The sequence below is a fragment of the Streptomyces sp. NPDC041968 genome (assembly GCF_055589025.1).
In genome coordinates this window covers 384351-407245 of record NZ_JBVJCB010000006.1, presented here as the reverse complement: position 1 = coordinate 407245, position 22895 = coordinate 384351, and the positions used below count along the sequence as shown (strand labels likewise).

Annotated in this window: 23 protein-coding genes; 20 read left to right on the top strand and 3 right to left on the bottom strand. The window is 71.1% G+C overall.

Annotated elements, in window-relative coordinates:
* The first annotated feature begins 105 nt into the window (after positions 1-105).
* The 4 genes from ACZ6EG_RS17775 (at position 106) to ACZ6EG_RS17760 (ending at position 5550) form a co-directional block, all read left to right on the top strand.
* Positions 106-1593: a GntP family permease gene (locus ACZ6EG_RS17775; protein ID WP_391969756.1), complete on the top strand. Its 1488-nt coding sequence runs from the start codon at positions 106-108 to the stop codon at positions 1591-1593.
* A 126-nt stretch (positions 1594-1719) separates the two neighbouring features.
* Positions 1720-2400 carry a hypothetical protein gene (locus tag ACZ6EG_RS17770; RefSeq protein WP_391969755.1) on the top strand — a complete coding sequence of 227 codons (681 nt, stop codon included), beginning with the start codon at positions 1720-1722 and terminating at the stop codon, positions 2398-2400.
* A 67-nt stretch (positions 2401-2467) separates the two neighbouring features.
* Complete coding sequence (locus tag ACZ6EG_RS17765; RefSeq protein WP_391969754.1) at positions 2468-3790, top strand: Nramp family divalent metal transporter; 1323 nt, start codon at positions 2468-2470, stop codon at positions 3788-3790.
* A 200-nt stretch (positions 3791-3990) separates the two neighbouring features.
* Positions 3991-5550: a carbohydrate-binding protein gene (locus tag ACZ6EG_RS17760; RefSeq protein ID WP_469605468.1), complete on the top strand. Its 1560-nt coding sequence runs from the start codon at positions 3991-3993 to the stop codon at positions 5548-5550.
* A gap of 182 nt (positions 5551-5732) precedes the next feature.
* Here ACZ6EG_RS17760 and ACZ6EG_RS17755 read toward each other — a convergent pair whose 3' ends face one another.
* The gene (locus tag ACZ6EG_RS17755) at positions 5733-7439 is read right to left on the bottom strand and encodes a chitinase (protein WP_469605465.1); all 1707 of its coding nucleotides are present in this window, start codon (positions 7437-7439) and stop codon (positions 5733-5735) included.
* 384 nt (positions 7440-7823) lie between these two features.
* On the opposite strand from ACZ6EG_RS17755, the gene ACZ6EG_RS17750 reads away from it, so the two are divergent.
* The 12 genes from ACZ6EG_RS17750 to ACZ6EG_RS17695 all read left to right on the top strand — a co-directional run bounded on the left by ACZ6EG_RS17750 (position 7824) and on the right by ACZ6EG_RS17695 (position 17165).
* A complete protein-coding gene (locus tag ACZ6EG_RS17750; RefSeq protein WP_356604722.1) occupies positions 7824-8672 on the top strand; it encodes a hypothetical protein in 849 nt (282 codons plus the stop codon).
* A gap of 82 nt (positions 8673-8754) precedes the next feature.
* Positions 8755-9462, top strand: a complete 708-nt coding sequence (gene cpaB / locus ACZ6EG_RS17745; protein WP_391969751.1) for a Flp pilus assembly protein CpaB — start codon at positions 8755-8757, stop codon at positions 9460-9462.
* 7 nt (positions 9463-9469) lie between these two features.
* Complete coding sequence (locus ACZ6EG_RS17740; RefSeq protein ID WP_391969750.1) at positions 9470-10723, top strand: CpaE/TadZ family protein; 1254 nt, start codon at positions 9470-9472, stop codon at positions 10721-10723.
* Positions 10720-11136, top strand: a complete 417-nt coding sequence (locus tag ACZ6EG_RS17735; RefSeq protein WP_391969749.1) for a TadE/TadG family type IV pilus assembly protein — start codon at positions 10720-10722, stop codon at positions 11134-11136. The genes ACZ6EG_RS17740 and ACZ6EG_RS17735 overlap by 4 nt, the downstream gene beginning before the upstream one ends.
* A 1-nt stretch (position 11137) precedes the next feature.
* The gene (locus tag ACZ6EG_RS17730; protein ID WP_391969748.1) at positions 11138-11500 is read left to right on the top strand and encodes a TadE/TadG family type IV pilus assembly protein; all 363 of its coding nucleotides are present in this window, start codon (positions 11138-11140) and stop codon (positions 11498-11500) included.
* Positions 11501-11518: 18 nt separating this feature from the next.
* Positions 11519-12856: a CpaF family protein gene (locus ACZ6EG_RS17725; RefSeq protein WP_469605460.1), complete on the top strand. Its 1338-nt coding sequence runs from the start codon at positions 11519-11521 to the stop codon at positions 12854-12856.
* A 36-nt stretch (positions 12857-12892) separates the two neighbouring features.
* Positions 12893-13837, top strand: coding sequence for a type II secretion system F family protein (locus tag ACZ6EG_RS17720; RefSeq protein WP_391969747.1), 945 nt, complete (start codon positions 12893-12895; stop codon positions 13835-13837).
* A gap of 12 nt (positions 13838-13849) precedes the next feature.
* Positions 13850-14743: a DUF5936 domain-containing protein gene (locus ACZ6EG_RS17715; protein ID WP_391969746.1), complete on the top strand. Its 894-nt coding sequence runs from the start codon at positions 13850-13852 to the stop codon at positions 14741-14743.
* A 384-nt stretch (positions 14744-15127) separates the two neighbouring features.
* Complete coding sequence (locus ACZ6EG_RS17710; protein WP_384701373.1) at positions 15128-15328, top strand: Flp family type IVb pilin; 201 nt, start codon at positions 15128-15130, stop codon at positions 15326-15328.
* Positions 15325-15918, top strand: coding sequence for a pilus assembly protein TadG-related protein (locus ACZ6EG_RS17705; protein WP_469605567.1), 594 nt, complete (start codon positions 15325-15327; stop codon positions 15916-15918). Before ACZ6EG_RS17710 ends, ACZ6EG_RS17705 begins: the two co-directional genes overlap by 4 nt.
* A 33-nt stretch (positions 15919-15951) precedes the next feature.
* Positions 15952-16530, top strand: a complete 579-nt coding sequence (locus tag ACZ6EG_RS17700; protein WP_469605457.1) for a hypothetical protein — start codon at positions 15952-15954, stop codon at positions 16528-16530.
* Between the two features lie 8 nt (positions 16531-16538).
* Positions 16539-17165 carry an OmpA family protein gene (locus ACZ6EG_RS17695; protein WP_469605454.1) on the top strand — a complete coding sequence of 209 codons (627 nt, stop codon included), beginning with the start codon at positions 16539-16541 and terminating at the stop codon, positions 17163-17165.
* A 37-nt stretch (positions 17166-17202) separates the two neighbouring features.
* On the opposite strand, the gene ACZ6EG_RS17690 is transcribed toward ACZ6EG_RS17695, so the two are convergent.
* Entirely contained in the window at positions 17203-17571 is a 369-nt protein-coding gene (locus ACZ6EG_RS17690) for a DUF192 domain-containing protein (RefSeq protein WP_469605451.1), read from the bottom strand.
* Between the two features lie 184 nt (positions 17572-17755).
* Between ACZ6EG_RS17690 and ACZ6EG_RS17685 the strand changes: the two genes are divergently transcribed.
* The 4 genes from ACZ6EG_RS17685 (at position 17756) to ACZ6EG_RS17670 (ending at position 21220) form a co-directional block, all read left to right on the top strand.
* A complete protein-coding gene (locus ACZ6EG_RS17685; protein WP_469605448.1) occupies positions 17756-18418 on the top strand; it encodes a hypothetical protein in 663 nt (220 codons plus the stop codon).
* Positions 18415-19434, top strand: coding sequence for a hypothetical protein (locus tag ACZ6EG_RS17680; protein ID WP_391969740.1), 1020 nt, complete (start codon positions 18415-18417; stop codon positions 19432-19434). The genes ACZ6EG_RS17685 and ACZ6EG_RS17680 overlap by 4 nt, the downstream gene beginning before the upstream one ends.
* 63 nt (positions 19435-19497) lie before the next feature.
* A complete protein-coding gene (locus tag ACZ6EG_RS17675) occupies positions 19498-20370 on the top strand; it encodes an LLM class flavin-dependent oxidoreductase (RefSeq protein WP_391969739.1) in 873 nt (290 codons plus the stop codon).
* 25 nt (positions 20371-20395) lie between these two features.
* Positions 20396-21220: a methyltransferase domain-containing protein gene (locus ACZ6EG_RS17670; RefSeq protein WP_469605444.1), complete on the top strand. Its 825-nt coding sequence runs from the start codon at positions 20396-20398 to the stop codon at positions 21218-21220.
* A gap of 15 nt (positions 21221-21235) precedes the next feature.
* Here ACZ6EG_RS17670 and ACZ6EG_RS17665 read toward each other — a convergent pair whose 3' ends face one another.
* Entirely contained in the window at positions 21236-22426 is a 1191-nt protein-coding gene (locus ACZ6EG_RS17665) for a winged helix DNA-binding domain-containing protein (RefSeq protein WP_391969737.1), read from the bottom strand.
* Between the last annotated feature and the right edge of the window lie 469 nt (positions 22427-22895).

Genomic DNA, 22895 nt, shown 5'->3' with positions numbered 1-22895 from the left:
TCTGCCTGTCTGTCGCACGGCACGGTGCCCCCACCCCCTCCGGGGGCGCCGTGCCGCGCCCCGCCCTGCCCGAAAGCAGTATGTGTTTACCCAGAGGACCCCCGTATGTCCTACCCGTCCCTCCAGCTCGCCGCTTCCGCCCCCGCTCAGACCCCACCGCACACCGGTGGCCTGCTCCACCTGATCGACGGCACGGCGGGCCTGCTGACCGTCGCCGCGATCGGCATCGCGCTCCTGCTCTTCCTCATCATCAAGGTGCGGCTCCAGCCCTTCGTCGCGCTGCTCGCCGTCTCCATAGCCGTCGGCCTGCTCGCCGGCCTGTCGGTCACCGAACTCTTCGGCACCGTCCAGAAGTCCGACGCCGTCTCCACCATCGAGTCCGGCATGGGCGGCATCCTCGGCCACGTCGCCATCATCATCGGCCTGGGCACCATGCTCGGCGCCATCCTGGAGGTCAGCGGCGGCGCCCAGGTGCTGGCAGGCCGGCTGCTGGGCCTCTTCGGCGAGAAGCGCGCCCCGCTCGCCATGGGCCTGACCGGCCTCATCTTCGGCATCCCGGTCTTCTTCGACGTCGGCATCTTCGTCCTCGCGCCGATCGTCTACGCCGCCGCCAAGCGCTCCGGCAAGTCGATCCTGCTCTACTGCCTGCCGCTGCTCGCCGGCCTGTCGATGACCCACGCCTTCCTGCCGCCGCACCCCGGCCCGGTCGCCGCCGCCGGACTGCTGCACGTGGACCTCGGCTGGGTGATCCTCATGGGTGTCGTCTGCGGCATCCCGGCCGTGCTCGCCGCCTGGGTGTTCTCCGCCTGGATCGGCCGCCGCATCTTCGTGCCCGTGCCGCAGGACATGGTCGAGGCGGCCGAGGAGGCCAAGCAGGCCGTCATCGACGAGCAGACCAAGGCCGGCGTCGCACCGCACGAGAGCCCGGTCGCCCTCGGCACGGTCCTCGGCATCATCGGCACCCCGCTGGTCCTGATCCTCGCCGCGACCTTCTCCTCCATCGCCCTGGACCCGTCCACCCTCCGCTCGGTGATCGAGTTCTTCGGCAACCCGTTCGTCGCGCTGACCATCGCCCTGTTCCTCGCCTACTACCTGCTCGGCATCCGGCGCGGCTGGTCCCGCAAGTCCCTGGAGACCGTCTCGACGGCCTCGCTGAAGCCGGTCGGCAACATCCTGCTGGTGGTCGGCGCGGGCGGCATCTTCGGCGCCGTCCTCAAGGCCAGCGGCGTCGCCCAGGCACTCTCGGACACCTTCAACGACGTCGGCCTCCCGGTGATCGTCCTCGCCTACCTGATCTCGCTGGTCCTGCGGGTCGCCCAGGGCTCGGCGACGGTCGCCATCGTGACGACCGCGGGCATCGTGGCGCCGCTGCTCGCCGAGGGGGACCACTCGCAGGCGTTCGTCGCCCTGGTCATCATGGCCATCTCGGCGGGCTCCATCTTCGCCTCGCACGTCAACGACGGCGGGTTCTGGATGGTCGCGAAGTACTTCGGCATCAGCGAACGGGACACCCTGAAGACGTGGACCGTGCTGGAGAGCGTGCTGTCGGTGGCCGGCTTCGTGGTCGCGGCGCTGCTCAGCCTGTTCGTGTAGGCGTCCCGTGCGGGCGCTCACCCGGGCGCTCGCGCGGGCACTCGGACGGACGTCTCGTGTAGGCGTCTGATAACGAAGTTGGGGCTGGCTGTGTCCGGCACAGGATCGTCGACCATACTGCCCGCTGTGGAGCAGCGCAGAGGATCGACGAGCCAGCCCCTGGAAGGCGCCGGATTCGACCCGGCCTTCATCCCCGGGCTCACCGCGCCCGTGACCCGCGAGCCGGAGGACGCGAAAGCGGACGAGCCGGAGGCGGAGTCCGGGACGGGGCCCGGGGAGGTCCGCGACGCGGCGGAGGCCCCGGTCGGGGACCCGTCCGCCGCGGAGCCCGCCGGGGAGTCCGCCGAGCAGTCCGGCGAACCGGACGAGGAGGTCCCCGACGGCCCCGTCTTCGAGGCGTCCGACCGCCGCGCCAGGATCGTCGCCGACCACAGGGGCGTACGCCTGTCCCTCGACGACCAGAGCTGCGAGTTCCGCTGGGACGAGGTCGGCGCCGTGGAGACGGAGACGGGACGCTTCGGCAAGAGGTTCACGGTGACGGTGCACACGCCCGACCGCCGCTGGTACCCGATCGAGATCGAGGCGAAGTCCAGGAGCCTCTTCCCCGAGTGGGAGTCCGCCCTGGACGAGGTCCTGGACGCGTACTTCGAGGACGACGCGACGTCCGACGCGCAGGCCGGCGCGGAGCCTGACGCGCGGGACGACGCGCAGGCCGACGCGCGGGACGACGAGAAGCCCGGTGCCCAGGCCGGCGCGGAGTCTGATGCGCAGAACGGCGCCAAGGGCAAGGCCGACGGCGACGAGTAAGCGCATCGGGTGAAGATCCGCGCACGCCCTCTTGTCCCACCGGCGGTCATGGGCTTGGTTGGCCCGCATGGCGGACACCACGGGCAACATCGCAGACACCGGCGGGCCGGGCGGCACCGACTCGGCTCCCCGTAAGTCCAGTTGGCGCTACATCGGCCCCGGCATCGTCGTGGCGGCGACCGGTGTGGGCGCCGGCGACCTCGTCGCCACGCTCATCGCGGGCAGCAACTTCGGCTACACCCTGCTGTGGGCCGCGGTCCTCGGCTGCCTGGTGAAGATCTCGCTCGCGGAGGCCTGCGGCCGGTGGCACCTGGCCACCGGCCGCACGCTCTTCGACGGCTGGGCCAGCCTCGGCCGCTGGACCACCTGGTTCTTCGGGGTCTACACCGTGATCTGGGGCTTCGTCTACGGCGCGGCGGCGATGTCGTCCAGCGCCCTGCCGCTGCAGGCGCTGTTCCCGGACGTGATGGACCTGGAGTGGTGGGGCATCGCGTGCGGCCTGGTCGGCCTGGTCTTCGTCTGGTTCAACAAGTACGCGGTCTTCGAGAAGGTCATGACGGTCCTGGTGGGCGTCATGTTCGTGGTGACGGTCTACCTCGCGATCCGTGTGACGCCCAACCTGGGCGACGCCTTCGCCGGCCTCCTCCCCGTCCTGCCGGACGAGAAGGACTCCGTCCTCAACACCCTGGGCCTGATCGGTGGTGTGGGCGGCACCATCACGCTCGCCGCGTACGGCTACTGGGTCAACGCCAAGGGCTGGACCGACACCGGCTGGATGAAGGTCATGCGCCTGGACAACCGGGTCGCCTACGCCACCACCGGCATCTTCGTCGTCGCCATGCTCTTCGTCGGCGCGGAGCTGCTCCACTCGGCGAACATCGCGATCGCGAGCGGGGACAAGGGCCTGATCCAGCTGGGCGACATCCTGGAGGACGAGTACGGGACGGCGACCGGCAAGCTGTTCCTGGTCGGCTTCTTCGCCACGTCCTTCACCTCGCTGATCGGCGTCTGGCACGGAGTGAGCCTGATGTTCGCCGACTTCCTGTCCCGGCAGCGGGGGGAGCGTCAGGCGAGGGGCGAGGAACTGGCCTCGGGGCGGCGCGAACGCTCCTGGGCCTTCCGCGCCTACCTGCTCTGGCTCACCTTCCCGCCCATGGTCCTGCTCTTCCAGGACGAGCCCTTCCGCCTGATCATCATCTACGGCGTCCTGGGCGCCGCCTTCATGCCCTTCCTCGCCCTGACCCTGCTGTGGCTCCTCAACTCCGGTCGCACACCGCGCGAGTGGCGCAACGGCCGGCTGAGCAACGGCATGCTGGCCGTCGCCGGCCTGCTGTTCCTGGTGCTGTGCGTGAAGCAGGTCTGGGACCAGCCGTGGTCGGAGTTCTTCTAGGGGTCTCGTTCCCATCCGGCCGCCATGTCGACGACACCGCCGTCGGCATGGCGGCCACCGCGTCCCGTCGATGTTCAAGACCATGAACGGCAATCACGTACCCAACCGTTGACGTGTCCGCAACACGGTCGTAGCTTGCGTGAAAGCGCTTTCCCTTTCCGCGGCCCACTCATGGCTCATCGACGATCCGGAGACCCACGATGCTTCGCAGACCCGTCATCGCCAGTGCCGGCCTCCTGGCCGGAACGCTCGTCGCCCTGTCCGGCAACCCGGCGCAGGCCGCCACCACCCGCTACGAGGCCGAATCCGCCCCGGCGAGCTGCACGGGCACCGTCGACTCCGACTGGTCCGGCTACTCGGGCGGCGGGTTCTGCAACGGCACCAACGCGACGGGAGCCCACGCCCAGTTCACGGTCGACGCCCCCGCGGCGGGCACGGCGACCCTCCGGGTGCGCTTCGCCAACGGCACCGGCACGCAGCGCCCCGCGAACATCGTCGTGAACGGCACGACGGTCGCCTCCGCGCCCTTCGAGGGCACCGGCGCGTGGAGCACCTGGGCGACCCGGGAGTTCGAGGTGCCCCTGAGGGCCGGCGGCAACACCGTCCGCCTCACCCCGACCACCTCGGCCGGCCTGCCCAACATCGACTACGTGGAGGTGGAGACGGACGGCGGCACCACCACCCCGCCCCCCACCACCGGCACCCTCCACGTGTCCCCCAACGGCACCGACGGCGCCACCGGCACGGCGTCCGACCCGACCACGCTCACCTCGGCGCTCACCCGTGTCGCCCCCGGCGGCACGATCTACCTGAGGGGCGGCACCTACCGCTACTCCCAGACGGTGACCGTCCCGCAGGGCAACGACGGCACCTCCGCGGCCCGCAAGACACTCGCCGCCTACCCGGGGGAGACCCCGGTGCTGAACTTCTCCGCCCAGAGCGAGGACCCGGCGAACCGGGGCCTCGCGGTGAACGGCTCGTACTGGCACGTCAAGGGCCTCGTCGTCGAGCGCGCCGGCGACAACGGCATCTTCGTCGGCGGCAGCAACAACATCTTCGAGCGCACGGTGACCCGCTTCAACCGGGACACCGGCCTGCAGCTGTCCCGGATGCTCTCCAGCACGCCCAAGGCCCAGTGGCCGTCGAACAACCTCGTGCTGAGCGCGGTCTCGCACGACAACGCCGACTCCGACGGCGAGGACGCCGACGGCTTCGCCGCGAAGCTCACCTCCGGCCCCGGCAACGTCTTCCGCTACGCCGTCGCCCACAACAACATCGACGACGGCTGGGACCTCTACACCAAGTCCGACACCGGCGCGATCGGAGCGGTGACCATCGAGGACTCCCTCGCCCTCGAGAACGGCACCCTCAGCGACGGCTCCCAGGCGGGCAACGGCGACCGCAACGGCTACAAGCTCGGCGGCGAGGACATCGAGGTCGACCACGTCGTCCGGCGCAGCATCGCCTACGGGAACGGCAAGCACGGGTTCACCTACAACAGCAACCCGGGCACCATGCAGGTGTCGGACAACGTCAGCGTCGGCAACGAGGAACGCAACTTCAACTTCGACGACGGCGACTCCGTGTTCCGGAACAACACCTCGTGCGACAGCGGCTCGAACGACCGGATCATCGGCAACGCCGACGCGTCCAACCAGTTCTGGTCCGGCTCGAACGGCTCCCGCTGCTCCTCGTACGCCGGAGCCCCGCGCTGGTCCTTCGCCGCGGACGGCCGCCTGGTGGTGACCTTCGGGGGGTGACCGTGCCCCGTCGACCGCCGGCGCCGACGTCGATGCCGGCGGTCGGCGGGGGTGCCCACCTCAGCGCCTCCCGCCCCGACCGAGGGCGACCTCCCTGAGCGCGGCAGTGACCGAGGCGGAGGGCCGGTGCGGAAAAGGCCCCCGGCGCTCCGAGCGCCGGGGGCCGGACCGCACCAGGGGGCCTACGGCAGCGCGTGCACGTGGGCGCCCACCGCGTTGGACCAGGCGTTGCCCGCCGTCGCGTCCCAGTTGGTGGACCAGGTCATCGCGCCCCGCAGATCGGGGTAGGTCCTGGACGGCTTGAAGGAGCCGCAGTTGGTGCCCTTGGTGAGGCAGTCCAGGGCGGCGTTCACCACCGACGGTGCGACGTAGCCGCCGCCGGCCGCCCGGGTGGAGGCCGGCACGCCGAGGCCCACCTGGGAGGCGTCGAGGCCGTTCTCCAGCTGGATGCAGGCCAGCGCGGTGAGGAAGTCGACCGTCCCCTGGGAGTAGACCTTGCCGTCGCAGCCCAGCATGGAGCCGCTGTTGTAGTACTGCATGTTGACGACCGTGAGGATGTCCTTCACGTTCAGCGCGGTGCGGAAGTACGAGCCCGACGTGGACTGCATGTCGATGGTCTGCGGCGCCATCGTGAGGATCATGTCCGGCCCGGCCTTCGCCGACAGGGCACGCAGGGCCTGCGTCATGTAGGTCGGGTTGAGGCCGTTCTCCAGGTCGATGTCGACGCCGTCGAAGCCGTACTCCTGCATCACGGCGTACACCGAGTCGGCGAAGTTGGTCGCGGAGGCGGAGTCGTTCACCGAGACGGTGCCCTTCTCGCCGCCGACCGAGATGATGACCTTCTTCCCGGCGGCCTGCTTGGCCCGCACGTCGGCCTTGAACTGGTCGACGGTGTAGCCGCCGAGCCCGGCCGAGTCGAGGTTGAAGGTGACCGCGCCCGGGGTGGTCGTCGCGTCCGCGAAGGAGACCGCGATGATGTCGTACTGGGAGGAGACGTCCGAGATCCGCTGGACCGCCGCCCCGTTGTTGAAGTTCTGCCAGTAGCCGGTCACCGCGTGCTTGGGCAGGTCGCCGCCCCCGCCGCCGCCCTGCTCGGTGGTGCGGGCCGTCACGGTCGCCGATCTCGCGGACTCGCCCGCCGCGTTCGTCGCCGTGACCTGGAAGGAGTACGAGGTGGCCGCCGCGAGGCCGGTCACCGTCGCCGAGGTGCCGGTCACCGCGGTCACCTTCGTGCCGTTGCGGTAGATGCTGTAGCCGGTGGCGCCGGAGACCGCGTTCCAGGCCAGGGACGCCGACGACGAGGTGGTACCGGTGACGTTCAGGCCCGCCGGGGCGCCCGGCACGGTGGGTCCGGGGCCGTCGCCGCCCCCGCCGCCGTCCGGACCGAAGACCGAGAGGTCGTCGACGTGGTAGGCCGCCTGTCCGTACCAGCCGTGGGTGTACACCGTCACCGAGGTCGTCGAGGAGCCCGTGGTGAACCTGGTCGACAGCTGCTTCCAGGAAGCCGAGTCGGGGGTCCAGGTGGACACGTCCGTCGTGCCCGTGCCCGTGACGCCCAGGTAGGAGTACCCGCCCTGCACCCAGGCGCCCAGGGTGTACGTCGAGCCGGGCTTGACCTTCACCGTCTGGGAGCAGCGGGCGTTGTCCTGGCCGTTCGGCGTCGCCTTGAGCGCGGCCGAGCCGCCGTGCACCGGGGAGGAGACCGTCGTGCCGCTGTTCGCGGAACAGGACCAGTCGCTCAGTCCGGCCTCGAAGCCGGCGTTCTTCGCGTTGTTGACGTCGGCGGCGGACGCCTGACCGACGGCCGTGACCGAGAGGGCGAGCGCGGCGGTGACGGCTCCCGCCCAGAACTGCGTGCGTCTGCCGGGCCGTCTGCGTACGGGCTCCATGGGGGCCTCCGCTGGGGATGTGGGGGCGTTGCGGTGTGTCCGCCCAAGGTGGTCCAGACCAATTGAGGGTGTCAAGGGGTAGGTCCGGACCAACTTGGCGCTCAGGCCGCGGACTTGGTGAGCGCCGGGAGGGGAGGGTCGGGGGTGGGCGCGAAGGCGACCGGGAAATGCTCAACCTGTCCTGATTTGACGCACCTTGTACATCACAAGTTGTTCCACAGCTGTAGGAAACGCTGTTCTCCGGTCACAGGCGCGTGGATACAGTGCTCAGGTAGTCACGCAGTGAAGTCATCCGGGTGTGCCGGAGTTACGCCGGTGGACCGACGGCCATGGGGAGACGGGGAGCCGCGCGTGCCAACTGCCATTGCCGTGACCAGTGCCGACATGGCGCTGCCGCCGCACGACGAGCGGACGCTGCCCGCGGTCGTGCTCCAGGACGTGGACCGGCGTCCGCTGGACCAGGTGCTGGCCGAGCTGCAGTCGCTGGTCGACCTGCACGGGCACCTGATCGTGGTGTGCTCCCGGGCCGTCCCGACGGGCGTCGAGCGGCGGCTGCACACCGTCCGCGCCCTCCTGGAGACCGACCGGATCGCCCTGTTCCGTCCACCGCTGCCGCCGCTCGGACTCGCCGTGCTGGCACGCCAGTTGAGGCAGCTCGCCTCCTGCGACCTCAGCCCCGGCGTCCTGGCCTCGGCCGGCCGCCTGCTCACCCACTACCTCCACGCCGGCGCGCTCCTCGGCTCCGTCGCCCGGCTCGACCACGTCCCCGTCGGCCTCAAGTCGCACGCCAGGTCCTGGATGCCCGGCAGCCAGTTCGGGGTCGTGGCGCACCCCGTGCCGCAGCTGGTGCGGATCGGCCCGGAGGCCGCCCTGGACGGGCCCGAGTTCGGCACGTGGCTGCTGGTCGCCAAGGGGCAGCTCCCCTCCGACTGGGTCACCGGCACCCTCGCCCCCTCCTGGCGTGCGCAGGGGCTGCGCGAGGCGCCGCTGCCCGCCGAGTCCGCGCGCTGGTGGGGGACCGGCAAGCTGACCGAGTTCTGCGCCTACCTCCCCGACCTCTCCGTCCTGTACCAGCTGGTCACCTCGGTGCGGCAGAGCCGGTGCCACTGGTGCGGCATCGACGTCATCGGCGACCGCTGCGTCTTCTGCTCCGCGACACCGCCGGAGTACGAGCGGCGGCCCGACTCCGGCCGCTCCCTCCAGCACCGGGAGAGACGCGCGCTCACGGGGTAGGCCCGCAAGGCCCCGCCCGCGCCCCCCCCGCCCCGCCATCCGATCCGGCTCGACCGATTCCCCCAATGAGGTTGCACGGTTCATGAACTCCCGTCAGCGCCGCGGCATCATCCTGCTGATCCTGTCGGTCCTGTGCGCCCTCGGCGCCTTCGCCGGCGTGCTGTCCGTCGTCAACGACGTGAAGTCCAAGGTCGGGCCCGAGGTCACCGCCTATCGGCTCAAGAACGAGGTGCAGCCCTACACGCCCCTCGACGCGGGGCAGTTCGAGAAGATCCAGATGCCCGAGCGCTGGCTGTCGGAGAACGCCGTCACCGACCTCGGACAGGTCCGCGGCAAGATCGCGGTGACGACGCTCAAGGCGGGCTCGCTGCTCCAGAGCGACATGATCGTCGATCAGCCCGCCCTCCAGCCGGGGCAGCAGGAGGTCGCCATCATGATCGACGCGGCGACCGGCGTCGCCGGAAAGATCACACCGGGCTCCACCGTCAACGTCTACGCCACCTTCGAGGGGGCGCGCGAGGGCGACCCCGCCCAGTCCAAGATCATCGTGACGAACGCCCGGGTCATCGACGTCGGCGACCTCACCCCGCTGAAGCCCGACGAGGACAGCCGCGACCGCGAACCGACCGACGCCGTCCCCATCACCTTCGCCCTGTCCACCATCGACGCCCAGCGCATCACCTACGCCGAGTCGTTCGCCCAGCGGGTCCGGCTCGCGCTGGTGGCGCCCGGCGGCGGCACCACGGTCCCGGACAAGGACCGGACGTACGAACTCGCGAAGGACAAGTGAGACCCGTATGCCCACGAGGATCCTCCCGGCAGTCGGCGACGCGGACGCCGTACGGTCCGTCACGACCCTGCTCAGCCAGCTCCCCGACGCCGAACCGGTGGCCCCGGTCGTCGACTCCACCCAGCTCGTCGACACCCTCGCCCGACTGGCCGCCGAGTCGGTCGACGAACTGCCCGAGGTCGTCGTCGTCCACGAGCGCATCGGCCCGGTGCCGGCCCTGGAGCTGATCCGCGAGGTCGCCCTGCGCTTCCCGGCCGTCGGCGTCATCCTCGTCACCTCCGATCCCGGCCCGGCCCTCTTCCAGGCCGCCATGGACCACGGCGCCCGCGGCCTGGTCGCCCTGCCGCTCAGCTACGAGGAACTCGCCAGCCGCGTCCACGCGGTCGCCCAGTGGTCCGTGGGCGTCCGCCGGCACCTGGGCAGCGGCGGCGACGTCTTCACCGGGGCCGGCGGCACCGTCGTCACGGTCAGCGGCGCCAAGGGCGGGGTGGGGACCTCCCTGACGGCGATCCAGCTGGCCCTCGCCGCCCAGGCGTCCGGCCGCCCCACCGCCCTGGTCGACATGGACCTCCAGACCGGCGACATCGCCTCCTACCTGGACGTCCAGTTCCGCCGGTCGGTCGCCGACCTCGCCACCATCACCGACATCTCCCCGCGCGTCCTGGCCGACGCCGTCTTCCGCCACGACACCGGACTAGCCCTGCTGCTCGCCCCCGGCGAAGGGGAGCGCGGCGAGGACGTCACCGACCGCGCCGCCCGCCAGATCGTCGGCGCCCTGCGCTCCCGCTACGAGGTCGTCGTCATCGACTGCGGCGCCCAGCTCGGCGGGGCGGGCGCGGCGGCCGTGGAGACGGCGGACACGGCGCTGCTGGTCACCACCCCCGACGTGGTCGCCGTGCGGGGCGCCAAGCGGGCGGTGCGGATGTGGGACCGGCTGCAGATCCGCAAGGCCGAGGAAACCACCGTGGTCGTCAACCGGCACACCCGCGGCACGGAGATCCAGCCCGCGCTGATCCAGAAGATCACCGGCACGCTGATCGCCGCCACCACCGTCCCCGCCAACTTCAAGGAGCTCCAGGGCGCCGTGGACGCCGGCCGCGTCCACGAACTGGACAGCCGGAGCACGGTGAAGCAGGCCCTGTGGGCCCTCGCGGGCGAACTGGGCCTGGTCCGGGCGGCCGAGCCCGACCGCAAGGCCGGCCGGTTCCGCGGCGACCGGGGGGCCACGGGCGTCCGACGGCGGAAGGACGGCGGGGGATGAGCGCGTCACGGGCCCGCATCCGCGGCGAGGCACTCCGACCTGCGCGCCGGGACCGGGGCCAGGTCACCGTGGAGTTCCTCGGCATGCTGCCGACCATCATCGTCACGCTGGTGGTGCTGTGGCAGCTCGCCCTCGTGGGATACACCTACACGCTCGCGGGTAATGCTGCGGACGAGGCGGTACGGGCGGCGACGGCCGCCGACCCGGGGGCTCGGCAGAGCGCCTGCCAGGAGGCGGGCCGGGACAAGCTGCCGGGCGCGTGGGAGGGGGGCGCCGGCGTGGACTGCGGCACCGGGGGCGGGTACGTCACCGCCGACGTACGCATCGAGGTGCCCATCCTCTTCCCCGGCACGGTCAGCTTCCCCTACACCGTGCACGGGCACGCGGGGGCCGTCGAGGAGGAGGACGACTGAGATGCCGTACTCCGTGCGCGGCCGGGCGAGGGACCGGGGCCAGGTGGCCATCGAGTACCTCGGCTTCCTCCCGATCCTGATCATCGTCGGCATGGCCGTCGTCCAGCTCGGCCTGATCGCGTACGCCGCCCAGCAGGCCGGGACCGCCGCCCGGGCCGGCGCACGCGGGGCCTCGCTCGACCGGAGCGCGGAGGCGGCGTGCGCGGTGGCCGTCAGCGGCTGGCTGGCCGGCGGCACGAACTGCACGGAGGCGCAGGGCGGCGACGAGGTGACGGTCACCGCCACCGTCGAGATCCCCTCGATCGTGCCCGGCTGGGACTTCGGGGACGCCACCAGAACCGCCACCATGCCCCTGGACCACTGACCGAGGAGCCGGACACGCATGAGCCTGCGCGCACGCATCCACTCCCCCGAGGAGCACGGCAGCCGGGGCGAGGACACGCACCTGGTCGCCTCCTACCGGACCAAGCTCCTGGAGGAGATCGACCTCGCCGAGATGAGCTCGCTGGCGACGGCCGAGCGCCGGGCCCGCCTGGAGCGGGTCCTCGGGCACATCATCAGCCGCGAGGGCCCGGTCCTGTCCACCGTCGAACGCTCCCAGTTGATCCGCCGGGTGGTGGACGAGGCCCTCGGCCTCGGCATCCTGGAACCGCTGCTGGAGGACGCCTCGATCACGGAGATCATGGTCAACGGCCCCGACGCGATCTTCGTCGAACGCGGGGGGCGCGTCGAGCAGCTCCCGCTGCGCTTCGCCTCCGAGGACCAGCTGATGCAGACCATCGAACGCATCGTCTCCACGGTCAACCGCCGCGTCGACGAGTCCAACCCGATGGTCGACGCCCGGCTCCCCTCCGGTGAGCGCGTCAACGTCATCATCCCGCCGCTGTCCCTCACCGGCGCCACCCTCACCATCCGCCGCTTCCCCCGCTCCTTCACCCTCCAGGAACTGATCGGCCTCGGCTCGCTCGACGAGCACATGCTGTACCTGCTCGCCGGCCTGGTGCGGGCCCGCTTCAACATCATCGTCTCCGGCGCGACCGGCACCGGGAAGACCACCCTCCTCAACGCCCTCTCCGGCCTGATCCCCGAGACCGAACGCATCATCACCATCGAGGACTCGGCGGAACTCCAGCTCCAACAGGCCCACGTCATCCGCCTGGAGTCCCGCCCGCCGAACGTCGAGGGACAGGGCCGCGTCACCATCCGCGACCTCGTCCGCAACTCCCTGCGCATGCGCCCCGACCGCATCGTCGTCGGCGAGGTCCGCGGCGGCGAGTCCCTGGACATGCTCCAGGCGATGTCGACGGGCCACGACGGCTCCCTCGCCACCGTCCACGCCAACAGCGCCGAGGACGCCCTGATGCGGCTCCAGACCCTGGCCTCCATGTCGGACGTCGAGATCCCCTTCGTCGCCCTGCACGACCAGATCAACAGCTCCGTCGACGTCCTCGTCCAGCTCACCCGGTTCGCCGACGGCGCCCGCCGCATCACCGAGATCGCCCTGCTGGCCAGCCACGGCGGCGAGCCGTACCGCCTGGCCACGGCCGCCCGCTTCAACGCCCGGCCGATGTCCGCCGACGGCCGAGTCGACGGCGTCTTCGAGTACTACCCCCTCCCGCGTCGCACCGCCGAACGCCTCTACATGGCGAGCCAGCCCATCCCGCAGGCCTTCGGCGTGGCCCACACCGCGGACCAGCTCGCCACCCGAGAAGCCAGGTAGGAACCGAACCGATGGAAACCGAGTAGGTACCGCCCGATGGAACTGGACACGCTCGTCACGCTCACCACCGGCATCACGCTGCTCACCTGCACCCTGGCGGTCGTCGGCCTGCACTCGTGGGCCGCCGGCAAGGCCCAGCGCGACGCCCTGGTCGACCGTCTCTCCGCCACGGGCCGGCTCACCCCCTCCGGCCGTCCGCGCCGCTTCCGGACCCTGGACCGCCGCCTGCGCCGCACCAAGCTCGGCCGGCAGCTGGAACTGCGCCTGGCGGCGACCGGCCTGGACGTCACGCCCGGTGAGTTCTTCGCGTACATGCTCGCGGCGGTGGCCGGTCTGTGGCTGATCGGCCAGGCCGCCCTCGCGCCCTTCTTCGGGCCGCTCGCCGGCCTGCTCGGCATCGCGGTGGCGGTGCAGTTCCTCAACTGGCAGCGCCAGAAACGCATCGAGAAGTTCATCAACCAGCTCCCCGAACTCGCCCGCATCCTCGCCAACGCCACCCAGGCGGGCCTCGCCCTGCGCACCGCCATCGGCATGGCCGCGGAGGAGCTGGAGGCCCCGGCGGGCGAGGAACTCGGCAAGGTGGCCGACCAACTGGCCCTCGGCGCCGCGATGGACGACGCCCTCGGAGAACTCGGCGAGCGCCTCCCCTCCCGCGAACTCGTCGTCCTGGTCACCACCCTCGTCCTGTCCAACCGCGCGGGCGGCCAAGTGGTCAGCGCCCTGCGCAACCTGACGGAGACGCTGGAGGAGCGCAAGGAGACCCGGCGCGAGGTCCGCACCCAGCTCTCCCAGGTCAGCATGACCTCGTACGCCGTCCCCGTCCTCGGCGTCGGCTCGTTGTTCCTCATGAACGGGGTGAAGGACGGCGCCCTGGAACGCATGACGGGATCCCCGGCCGGCCAGGCCGCGGTGATCATCGCCTTCGCGCTCTACGCCGTCGGCTTCGTCCTCATCCGCCGCCTGTCCCGCATCGACGTCTGAGGAGGTGACGCCATGACCCTCGGTCTCCTGCTCGCCCTGCTCATGGCCCTGAGCGTCTGGGGGGTCTTCGCCGGCATCCGCATGTACCGGGCCGACGTCAAACTCCCCGGCGACCTGGCCCTCGCCCTGGAGGTCGGCTCCACCCGCACCGGCGCCGTCGACTCCCTGATCGACCGCATGGGCATGCGGTACGCGCCCGCCGTACTGCGCCTGATGGGCCCGGCCCTGGTCGCCCGGTACCGCCGCCGCATCGACCTGGCCGGCAACCCCGGCGGCCTGACCATCGACCGCTACGCCGCCCGCCGCGCGGTCTACGGCTTCCTGGGCGCCGTCGGGTTCCTCGTCTTCCTCCTGCGCGGTCAGTTCGTGGTCGCCCTGCTCCTCCTCGCCTTCGGCGCGTTCTGGACGGAGGTCGGCATCTGGTCGGCGATCCGCATCCGCAAGGACGTCATCGAGCGGACCCTCCCCGACTTCCTGGACGTGCTGGCGGTCGTGGTGAGCGCGGGCCTCGGCTTCCGCCAGGCCCTGGACCGCGTCGCCACCCACTACGAGGGTCCCTGGGCCGACGAACTGCGCATCACCCTGCGCCAGATGGACCTCGGCATGAGCCGCCGCGAGGCCTTCGCGGAACTGCGCCGGCGCAACGACTCCGAACAGGTGGCGATGTTCGTGACGGCCCTCCAGCAGGGCGAGGAACTGGGCGCGCCCATCGTCGACACCCTGGTCTCGCTGGCCAAGGACATGCGCCGCACGGACGCCCAGAACGCCCGCCGCAAGGCCGCCCGCGCGGTCCCCAAGGCCACGATGATGATCACGACCTTCATGGTCCCGGCCACGATGATCCTCCTCGGCGCAGGCCTGATCCTGGGCTCGGGGACGGACTTCGGGACCATCACGGGGGAGTAGGGGAGGTGGACCACATGCCGGCCACGCGACCGGGGACGAGGGAGGAAGTCAACCAACAGAGTGCGACTGCACACGAAACAACGAAATCAACACCCCGCAATCCATTGCCCACTAGTGCCACATCCATCCAAATCCTTTCGCAGCTGCAATCAACTGTGAGACAGTCGTCGTCTGGTGTTTCCGACCGGCCGGGGACCCGACCGGAGTCAGGGGAGGTGGAGATCGTGACCCCCGTCGCGCCCGGCACGACCACCGCGGACCTCCACCACCGTGCCCTGCCTCCGGGACGGACCCCGATGGACCGGCTCACAGCCCGAGACACAGCCTGCGAACGGGCCCCGCGGCCCTCGGACCCGAGGACCGCCCACCCTGGAGGGGAACACCATGACCAACTGGCTCCGCACCACGACCGCTTACCTGCACACCCGCACCCACGCCCGCGACGACAGGGGCCAGACGGCGGTGGAGTACCTGGGGATCATCGCGGTGGTGGTGGCGATCGTGCTGGCTATCACGGGGACGGACATCGGGCAGACGATTTTCGACGCGATCACTTCGAAGATCGCCGAAGTCACCGGTGGCTGAGTCGAACCCGGGAGTACAGCGACGCGGGGCAGGCCTTCCCGATCTACATCACGGTAGTGGGAGGCCTGCTTCTGCTGGCATTGGCGTACTTCGCGGTGGGGCAGGCCGCAGCCACTCGAAGTGACGCCCAGTCGGCGGCCGACGCCGCGGCGCTCGCGGCCGCCCTTGAGACCCGCGACCACCTCGCGGACGAGTGGCTCGCAAACGTGTTGGATCCCGACACCTGGCGGGACATCTTCGAGGGAGAGGTGCCGGTCCCCGACGCCTGCTGGCGAGCTCACGAGTTGGCGGCTCTCAACGACGCGAGCGTGGACTGCGGATCCGATGGGATGCTGGGCTACACAGTCGTTGCGGAGACCAACGACACCGTCGGGGACACGATCGTGCCGGGCACGGAGGATCAGAAAGCGACGGAGTCCGCGCGAGCCGTCATCGAAGCCCGTTGCGACTTCAAGCCGCTCGCCGAGGATGCCGACGAGGACGTGCTGCCGGTGCTTTCCTGCAAGGGTGAGGACTGGGAATTCGACCCGGACGACCTCTCGGTCCTGCCGAAGCCCGAGGATCTTTTCGACGTCCATCTGGCCGACTGACAAGTGAACGACGAGGACGAAGGAAGCGGAGTCATGAGCATTCGGTTCACGAGGACATCCCGTCAGGGGATGCTCGCATTGGCCGTTCTCGCCGGTCTGGCCTCTGGTGCCGTCGGCTGTGGTGGTGGCGGTGACGACGAGAAGCCGAAGGCCTCAGCGTCCGCCTCCAAGGAGAGCGGGTCGGGACCGAGTGCTCAGGAGGGCGGCACGGAGGAAGCCTTGGCCGAATTGAAGGGGCCCAACGGTCTGATCCTGCGTATTTCCTCCGCTGAGCGTGATTCGGGTGGCTTCCTGACCGTGAACGGCGACCTGAAGAACGATGGCGACAAGAGTGTCGCGATCCCGTCGGCGCTGAGCGGGAACGAGACGGAGATCATCAGAAACGGTAGGTCGCTCGGCGGGGCGACACTCGTGGATTCCAAGGGCAAGAAGCGATACTACGTGCTGCGCGACACAGATGGCCGCCCGCTGACGACGGCGGGTTTCTCGTCGATCAAATCCGGTGACCGCCTGGCGGTGTTCATGCAGTTCCCTGCTCCGCCGACGGAGACAACCGAAGTGACGTTCCAACTGCCGACCTTCGCCAGCGCGACCATCTCCATCTCCGGGTGAGGCGCGCCATGACCTCAACCCCGCGACTCACCCTGGTGCTTACGGCAGTCACCGTCCTGCTCAGCTCCAGTCTTTACGGGGCTGCCATGGCCCACGCCGACGACCCCAACGACCCCCCCGGCACCGAACCCTCCGCCTCCGCCCCGGTCGAGGTGGACCCCAACGACCCGGACCTCAAGATCCCGGACGGTGCCACGCTCGCGCAGGCGAAGGTGCTGGACATCAAGTCGGTCGTCGAGGACCAGAGCGGCGACGAGCGCCGTGAGGACACCAACACGAACGTCACCTTCGCGCTGCAGGCCGAGGTGCTGTTCGGCAAGGACAGCGCGAAGCTCGGCGCCGAGGCCAAGTCCCGTATCGAGGGGATCGCGGAGGAGGTCAGCAACCAGAACGCCACCAGGGTCCGCGTCTTCGGCTTCACCGACGACCTCGGCTCCTCCGCCCACGGCGACGTCCTGTCCAGGAAACGCGCCAACGCCGTGCACGACGTCCTGACCCAGACCCTGAACGACGCCGACATCACCTACGAGGTCCGCGGCTACGGCGAGCAGTACCCCATCGCCGACAACTCCACGGAGGCCGGCCGCAAGAAGAACCGCAGGGTCGAGGTCTCCTTCCCCCGTACGGAGGCCTGACGGACCGACACCGCAGCCGCGCGGAGGCGCCCCGCGCCTACTCCTCCACGACCTCCACCCGTACCCCCACCCGCACGCCCCACCCTGCCATCGCCCCGGCCTCCGCCTCCAGCACGTGCCGGGAGCGCAGGCGCGGTGCGCCCAGCAGGCCCGGCCGCATGGTGCGTACGGCGATGACCGTCAGCCGCCGGTCGAGGTAGGCGACGTCGATGGGCATCCGCATCCGGAAGGTGTGCACGTTGTTGGCGGGCGACAGCAGCATCGCCCCCTCGACGGATTCGCGCCCCAGCAGCCCCTTCGTGCGGGCGCGGTAGGACCCGGCGATCTCCAGCGGAACGCGGACATGCGCGCCGCCCTCCCCGTGCACGACCAGGACACCCGTCCCGTCCCGCCAGCGCCGCCCCATGCCGCTGCCCCTCCCGCCCGTCCGGTGTGCGTTATGCAACCGTAATGGCCCGAGAAGGCACACGTACGGAGGATGCGGAGCCCTGTGGCGCCCCGGGTTCGCGTTCTCCACCCCTGGTGCCCCTCCAACCTGGTGGATAGCGTTGCCCCGCTCGACACAAGCCTCGCCCCACCCAGGAGCCACCGTGAATCGCCGCCGCCCCACCCTCCTCGCAGCGCTCACGCTGACCACAGCAGCGGCCCTGACAGTGTCCGCGTGCGGCAGCGACGACGGCCCGTCCGGCGACAACGACAAGATCGCGGGCGCGGACACGGGCAGTTCCGCGCCGCCCGCGTCGCCGACCGCATCCGCCACGTCGCAGGCCGACCGGCCGGAGATCGAGTTGCCGGGCGATGTCACGTACACCTTCGAGTGGGACAAGACCGGTGATCCCGTCAAGGACGCCGTGCTGCATGATGCCGAACAGCGCATCAGGGCCGTGGACATGGCCATCGCGAAGCAGAATCCGCTTCATGAGGCCTATCGCTTCTACTCCGAAGGGGAAGCCGCCGCCGGAAGTCAGAAGTACATCCAGGATTTCGTCGACCACGAGGCCCGTACGACCGGCTTGACCCGGTACTACCGTGAGAGCGTCAACGTCAAGAAGGACGGCACCGCCTCGATCGTGTACTGCGAGGACCAGAGCAAGTCGTTCAACAAGTTTCTCAAGACCGGCAAAACCGATGTCACATCGGTGACGAAAGACAGCTATGTCGTGTATGCGGGCACCCTGCGCAAGAACAATGACGGCGTCTGGGTGACGGAGCGACTGGTTTCGGAGCGGGGGAGCTCGAAGTGCCAGCCATGAACCGAAGCAACGTCCTGGTCCTCGGCGCGGGACTGGTCGCCCTCAGTCTCTGTGCTGTTGGCCCCGCCCATGCGGAAAAGGGGTTCGGGGGCGGCACGGACGGGTCGGAGCAACGCGCTGACACCGGCGCAGACGGCACCGTCTCCGTCACCGTGGGCGGCATCGTCTTCGACCGTTCGAAGAACGGCACCGGCGATTCCACCGGGGCTCTGACGTCGCCCGTGTCGTGGACTCCGCCGGCCTGCTGGTACGCCCCGAAGTACACGCCCGAGGAGTTGCAGAAGTACCTGGAGCCCATCTGGGAGGCGGGCTCCACGGGTCACGAGTGGGATGCCGAGCAGCGGGAGCAGTACAACGCCGACGACGAGAAGAAGGCCTTCAACAAGGACAAGTCCGGCAAGGGCTACTGGTGGGGCTCTTACGTGAACAAGAGTTACCCGCCAGGCTGGGACGCCTGCGACGAGGACTACTTTTGGGTCGACACGGGCGACGCCCCGCCCCCGGACATCGAGAACGCCGTCACTCCCAAGATCCTCGCCGAGCTGGCGTACGCGGAGATCCGCGTTCCGGGTACCGAGGTGACGCTGGCGCCCGCGCAGGCGACCAAGGTCAACCTTCCGACGTGGGCGTGGCTGGACGGTGCCGAGTTCAAGCCGGTCTCGGTCACCGCGTCGATCGAGGAGATCGGTATCGAGGCGACGGCCACGGCGGAACCCGTTTCCCTGCGCATCGAGCCGGGCACGCCGGACGCCGAGACCTACCCGGCCTCGGGTGTCTGCGAGATCGAGGGCGGCCGTATCGGGGCGCCGTACGAGAAGGGCAGGGCGAACGACACGCCCCCGTGCGGAGTGCGGTACCTGCGTTCGTCGGGCGACGGGACGTTCCCGCTCCAGGCGACGGTCACGTGGGACATCCACTGGACCGGCAGCGGCGGTGCGGGCGGAGACCTTCCCGAAGGCACCTTCGGCGCCACCCAGGCCGTCACCGTCCAGGAGATCCAGGCCATCAACCGCTGACACCCCCGCCGGCCCGCCCGAATCCGGTTGTCCGGTGCCCCGCGCCGAAGGTAGGAAGGTCGCATGACTGGACTCGGCGCGGTGTTCCGCCCCCAACTCGCCCCCGAGCGGCTGCGTGCCGTCGCGCAGGCCGCCGATGACGCCGGCCTCGAGGAGCTGTGGCTCTGGGAGGACTGCTTCCGCGAGGGCGGCGTCTCCTCGGCCGCCGCGGCGCTCGCCTGGACCGAGCGGACGCGGATCGGCGTGGGACTGCTGCCCGTCCCCTTGCGGAACGTGGCGCTCACCGCGATGGAGGCCGCCACCCTGCACCGCATGTTCCCCGGCCGCCCGATCCTCGCCCTCGGCCACGGTGTGCAGGACTGGATGGGGCAGGTCGGAGCGCGGGCCGAGTCGCCCGTCACCCTGTTGCGGGAGCACCTGCACGCGCTGCGGGCGTTGTTGCACGGGCAGCGCGTGACGACCGAGGGCCGCTACGTCCGGCTCGACGACGTTTGCCTCGACTGGCCGCCGGACCGGGACGTCCGGGTCTTCGCCGGCGCCACCGGCCCCCGTTCACTGCGGCTGGCCGGTGAGGCCGCCGACGGGACCGTGCTCACCGCGTCCACCCCGCCCGACGGGGTACGGCAGGCCCGTCGGCTCATCGACGAAGGGCGCGCGGCGGCCGGGCGGACCGAGCCGCACGAGGTGGTCGTGTACCTCCTCGCGGCGACCGGCCCGGGCGCCGGCGAGCGGCTGCGGGCCGACCTGGCCGCCGAGGGCGTCGGCTCGGTGCCGGACCTCGGGGTCGCGGGGGACGCGGCAGCCGTCGCCGAGGCCGTGCGACGGCTGGCCGAGGCGGGAGCCGACACCGTGGTCCTCCAGCCGACCGGCGACGAGCCCGACCCGGAGGGCTTCGTACGGTTCGCCGCCGAGCAGGTCAGGCCCCTGGTCGTCTAGACCGCGCCGCGCTCCACGTCCCCCCATGACGCCGAACGGATCCGCCCCCATGGCACACCCACCCGCCCCTCGCCCCCGCACCTTCGACGAGCTGGTGGCCGAAGGCGCCGCCGTGCCCACCGAGGGGTGGGACTTCTCCTGGTTCGAGGGCCGGGCCACCGAGGCGCGGCCCTCCTGGGGGTACGCCCGGTCCCTGTCCGCACGGCTGGTGGCGGCCGGCGCGGTGCTGGAGGTGCAGACGGGGGGCGGGGAGGTCCTGGACCACGCGCTCGCGGCCGCCGCACCCCACCGCCCGCCGCTCGTCGTCGCCACCGAAGGCTGGCCGCCCAACGTCGCCGGGGCCACGAGGCTGCTCCGCCCGCGCGGCGTCCCCGTGGTCGCCTCGCCCGACGACGCGCCCTTCCCCTTCGCGGACGGCGCCTTCGACCTGGTGGTGAGCCGCCACCCCGTCCGGCCGCACTGGACGGAGATCGCCCGGGTGCTCGCGCCGGGCGGCACGTACTTCGCCCAGCACGTCGGCCCCGCCAGCGTCTTCGAGCTCGTCGAGTACTTCCTCGGGCGCCTGCCGGAGGAGAACCGGAACCACCGCCACCCGGACCGTGAGCGCGCCGACGCCGAGCAGGCCGGTCTGGAGGTCGTCGACCTGCGCGCCGAACGGCTGCGGATGGAGTTCCACGACGTCGGCGCCGTCGTCCACTTCCTGCGCAAGGTCGTGTGGATGGTGCCCGGCTTCACCGTCGACGGGTACCGGGACCGGCTGCGTGAGCTGCACGAACGCATCGAGAGCGAAGGGCCCTTCGTCGCCCACAGCGCGCGTCACCTCTTCGACGCCCGCAAGCCGCACGAGTAGGGCCCGCCCGGCGGGTCACGCGTGCGCGCCCGTCGTCACCTCGCCCACCACCAGCTCCGCCCGTGCCTCCAGGACCTCGCCCACCCGCTCCACCCGTGCGGACAGCTCGCGCCGCTGCCGGGCCGTCAGCCGCCCCAGCGGTTCGACCGTGACGGTCGTGAGCCGTCCCCGGCGCCGCTGGTGCCACACGCCGGCCACGGCGCCGTCCACCAGGAGGACCGGGAAGTTGCCCGCCTGTCCGCCCGCCAGCGCCCGTTGGTACGCGGCTCCGGGGAAGAGCAGCTCCCGCGGCTGCGCGGCGATGACGTAGGCGTCGAAGTACGGCAGCAGCCGCACCCCGCGCAGCAGGTCGTCCCGCGCGGGCCCGTCGGGGAAGACCGTGTCGCCCGCCACCACCCAGGCGGGCGCCCCCTCGAAGCGGATCTCCTCGATCTCGCCCGCGGCGGCCAGGCCGTCGTACAGCGCCCGCGCCCAGCCCGCGGGTGCCGCGAGCCACCTGGCGAAGTGCTGCGGGGTGGCGGGGCCGTACGCGTGCAGGTAGCGGCGTACCAGGAGCCGCAACGCCTCCTCGGGCGGCAGGGGGGTGAAGCGGGGCGGGCGGGTGTACGTCACCTTGCGGCCCCGGTTCGGGCCGAAGGAGAGCGCGCCGGACTGGCCCGCCCGGTGCAGCACCTGCCGCCAGCGCGGCCACAGGGTCTGGAACGCGGGCATCACCAGGTCGCCGGCCCACGGGCCCGTACGGGCGACGACCTCCTCGCCCAGTTCGTCGACGGTCAGGAACGCGCCGTCCAGGGCGGCCCCGATCGCGGCCACGACCTGATCGGCCCGCTCCTCGTCGAGGCGTACGTCGGCGGCGAAGGACGCGGCGCCGGAGGGGACCGCGGGCAGCGCCGCGCACCACATCGCCAGGTCGCGGGTGGGCAGGAGGTGCACCGTCCCGCGCGGACCGTGGGTCTTCACCAGCGAGGCCGGTGCGGCGGCCGTCCCGGTCGGCCACAGGGCGTCCCGTACGTCCGCACGGGTCACCCCGTCCGCCCGCAGCCCGAGCGACAACTCGGCCGCGGACAGCACCTGCGCGTGGGTTCCGAGCATCGCGTCGGCCACGTCGGCGAGCGCCGTGCCCTTGCGGGCGGACTTGGCCAGGAACTGCCGTTCGAGCCGTCGCGCGCTCACCGCGCCCCAAGGGGGCGCCACCGTCGTCGTCATGAGGCGACGTTAGAGGAGCAGTAGGACAGGAACTGTCCCAGTGGAGCCGGGGCGGGAGGGGATCTTCGGGGCGTAAACGGCGTACCTTCGCACATGTCCTCGGGTTCGGCGGGAGGTGCGGAATCACCCCTCGATCCGCACAGGGTTTCCACATCGTTATTGACCGGTGGCCTTCGCGGGTCGAATCGAGCCCGCCCGGTCACGTAAGTTCTAGGCCAGGCAATTCGCGTGAGCAAAGCTGCGCGTGTGGCGCCGCGCGGCGGAGGGGGCTGCGCGGTGCCCGGTCAAGCGGGCGTTCGCCGGTGGTGTCACCCGGTCGGACGAGTCGCGGGCGGCCCGCGACGGGGGACGCGTGGTCCGCCGGACCGCCCGCGGTACCGCCCGGATCGCCCCTTCGGGAACCCTCGGCGCCTCCCCGGTCCCGCCCGCCACCCCGTTCGCCGACGCATCCGCCGCGTTCCGGCCACCG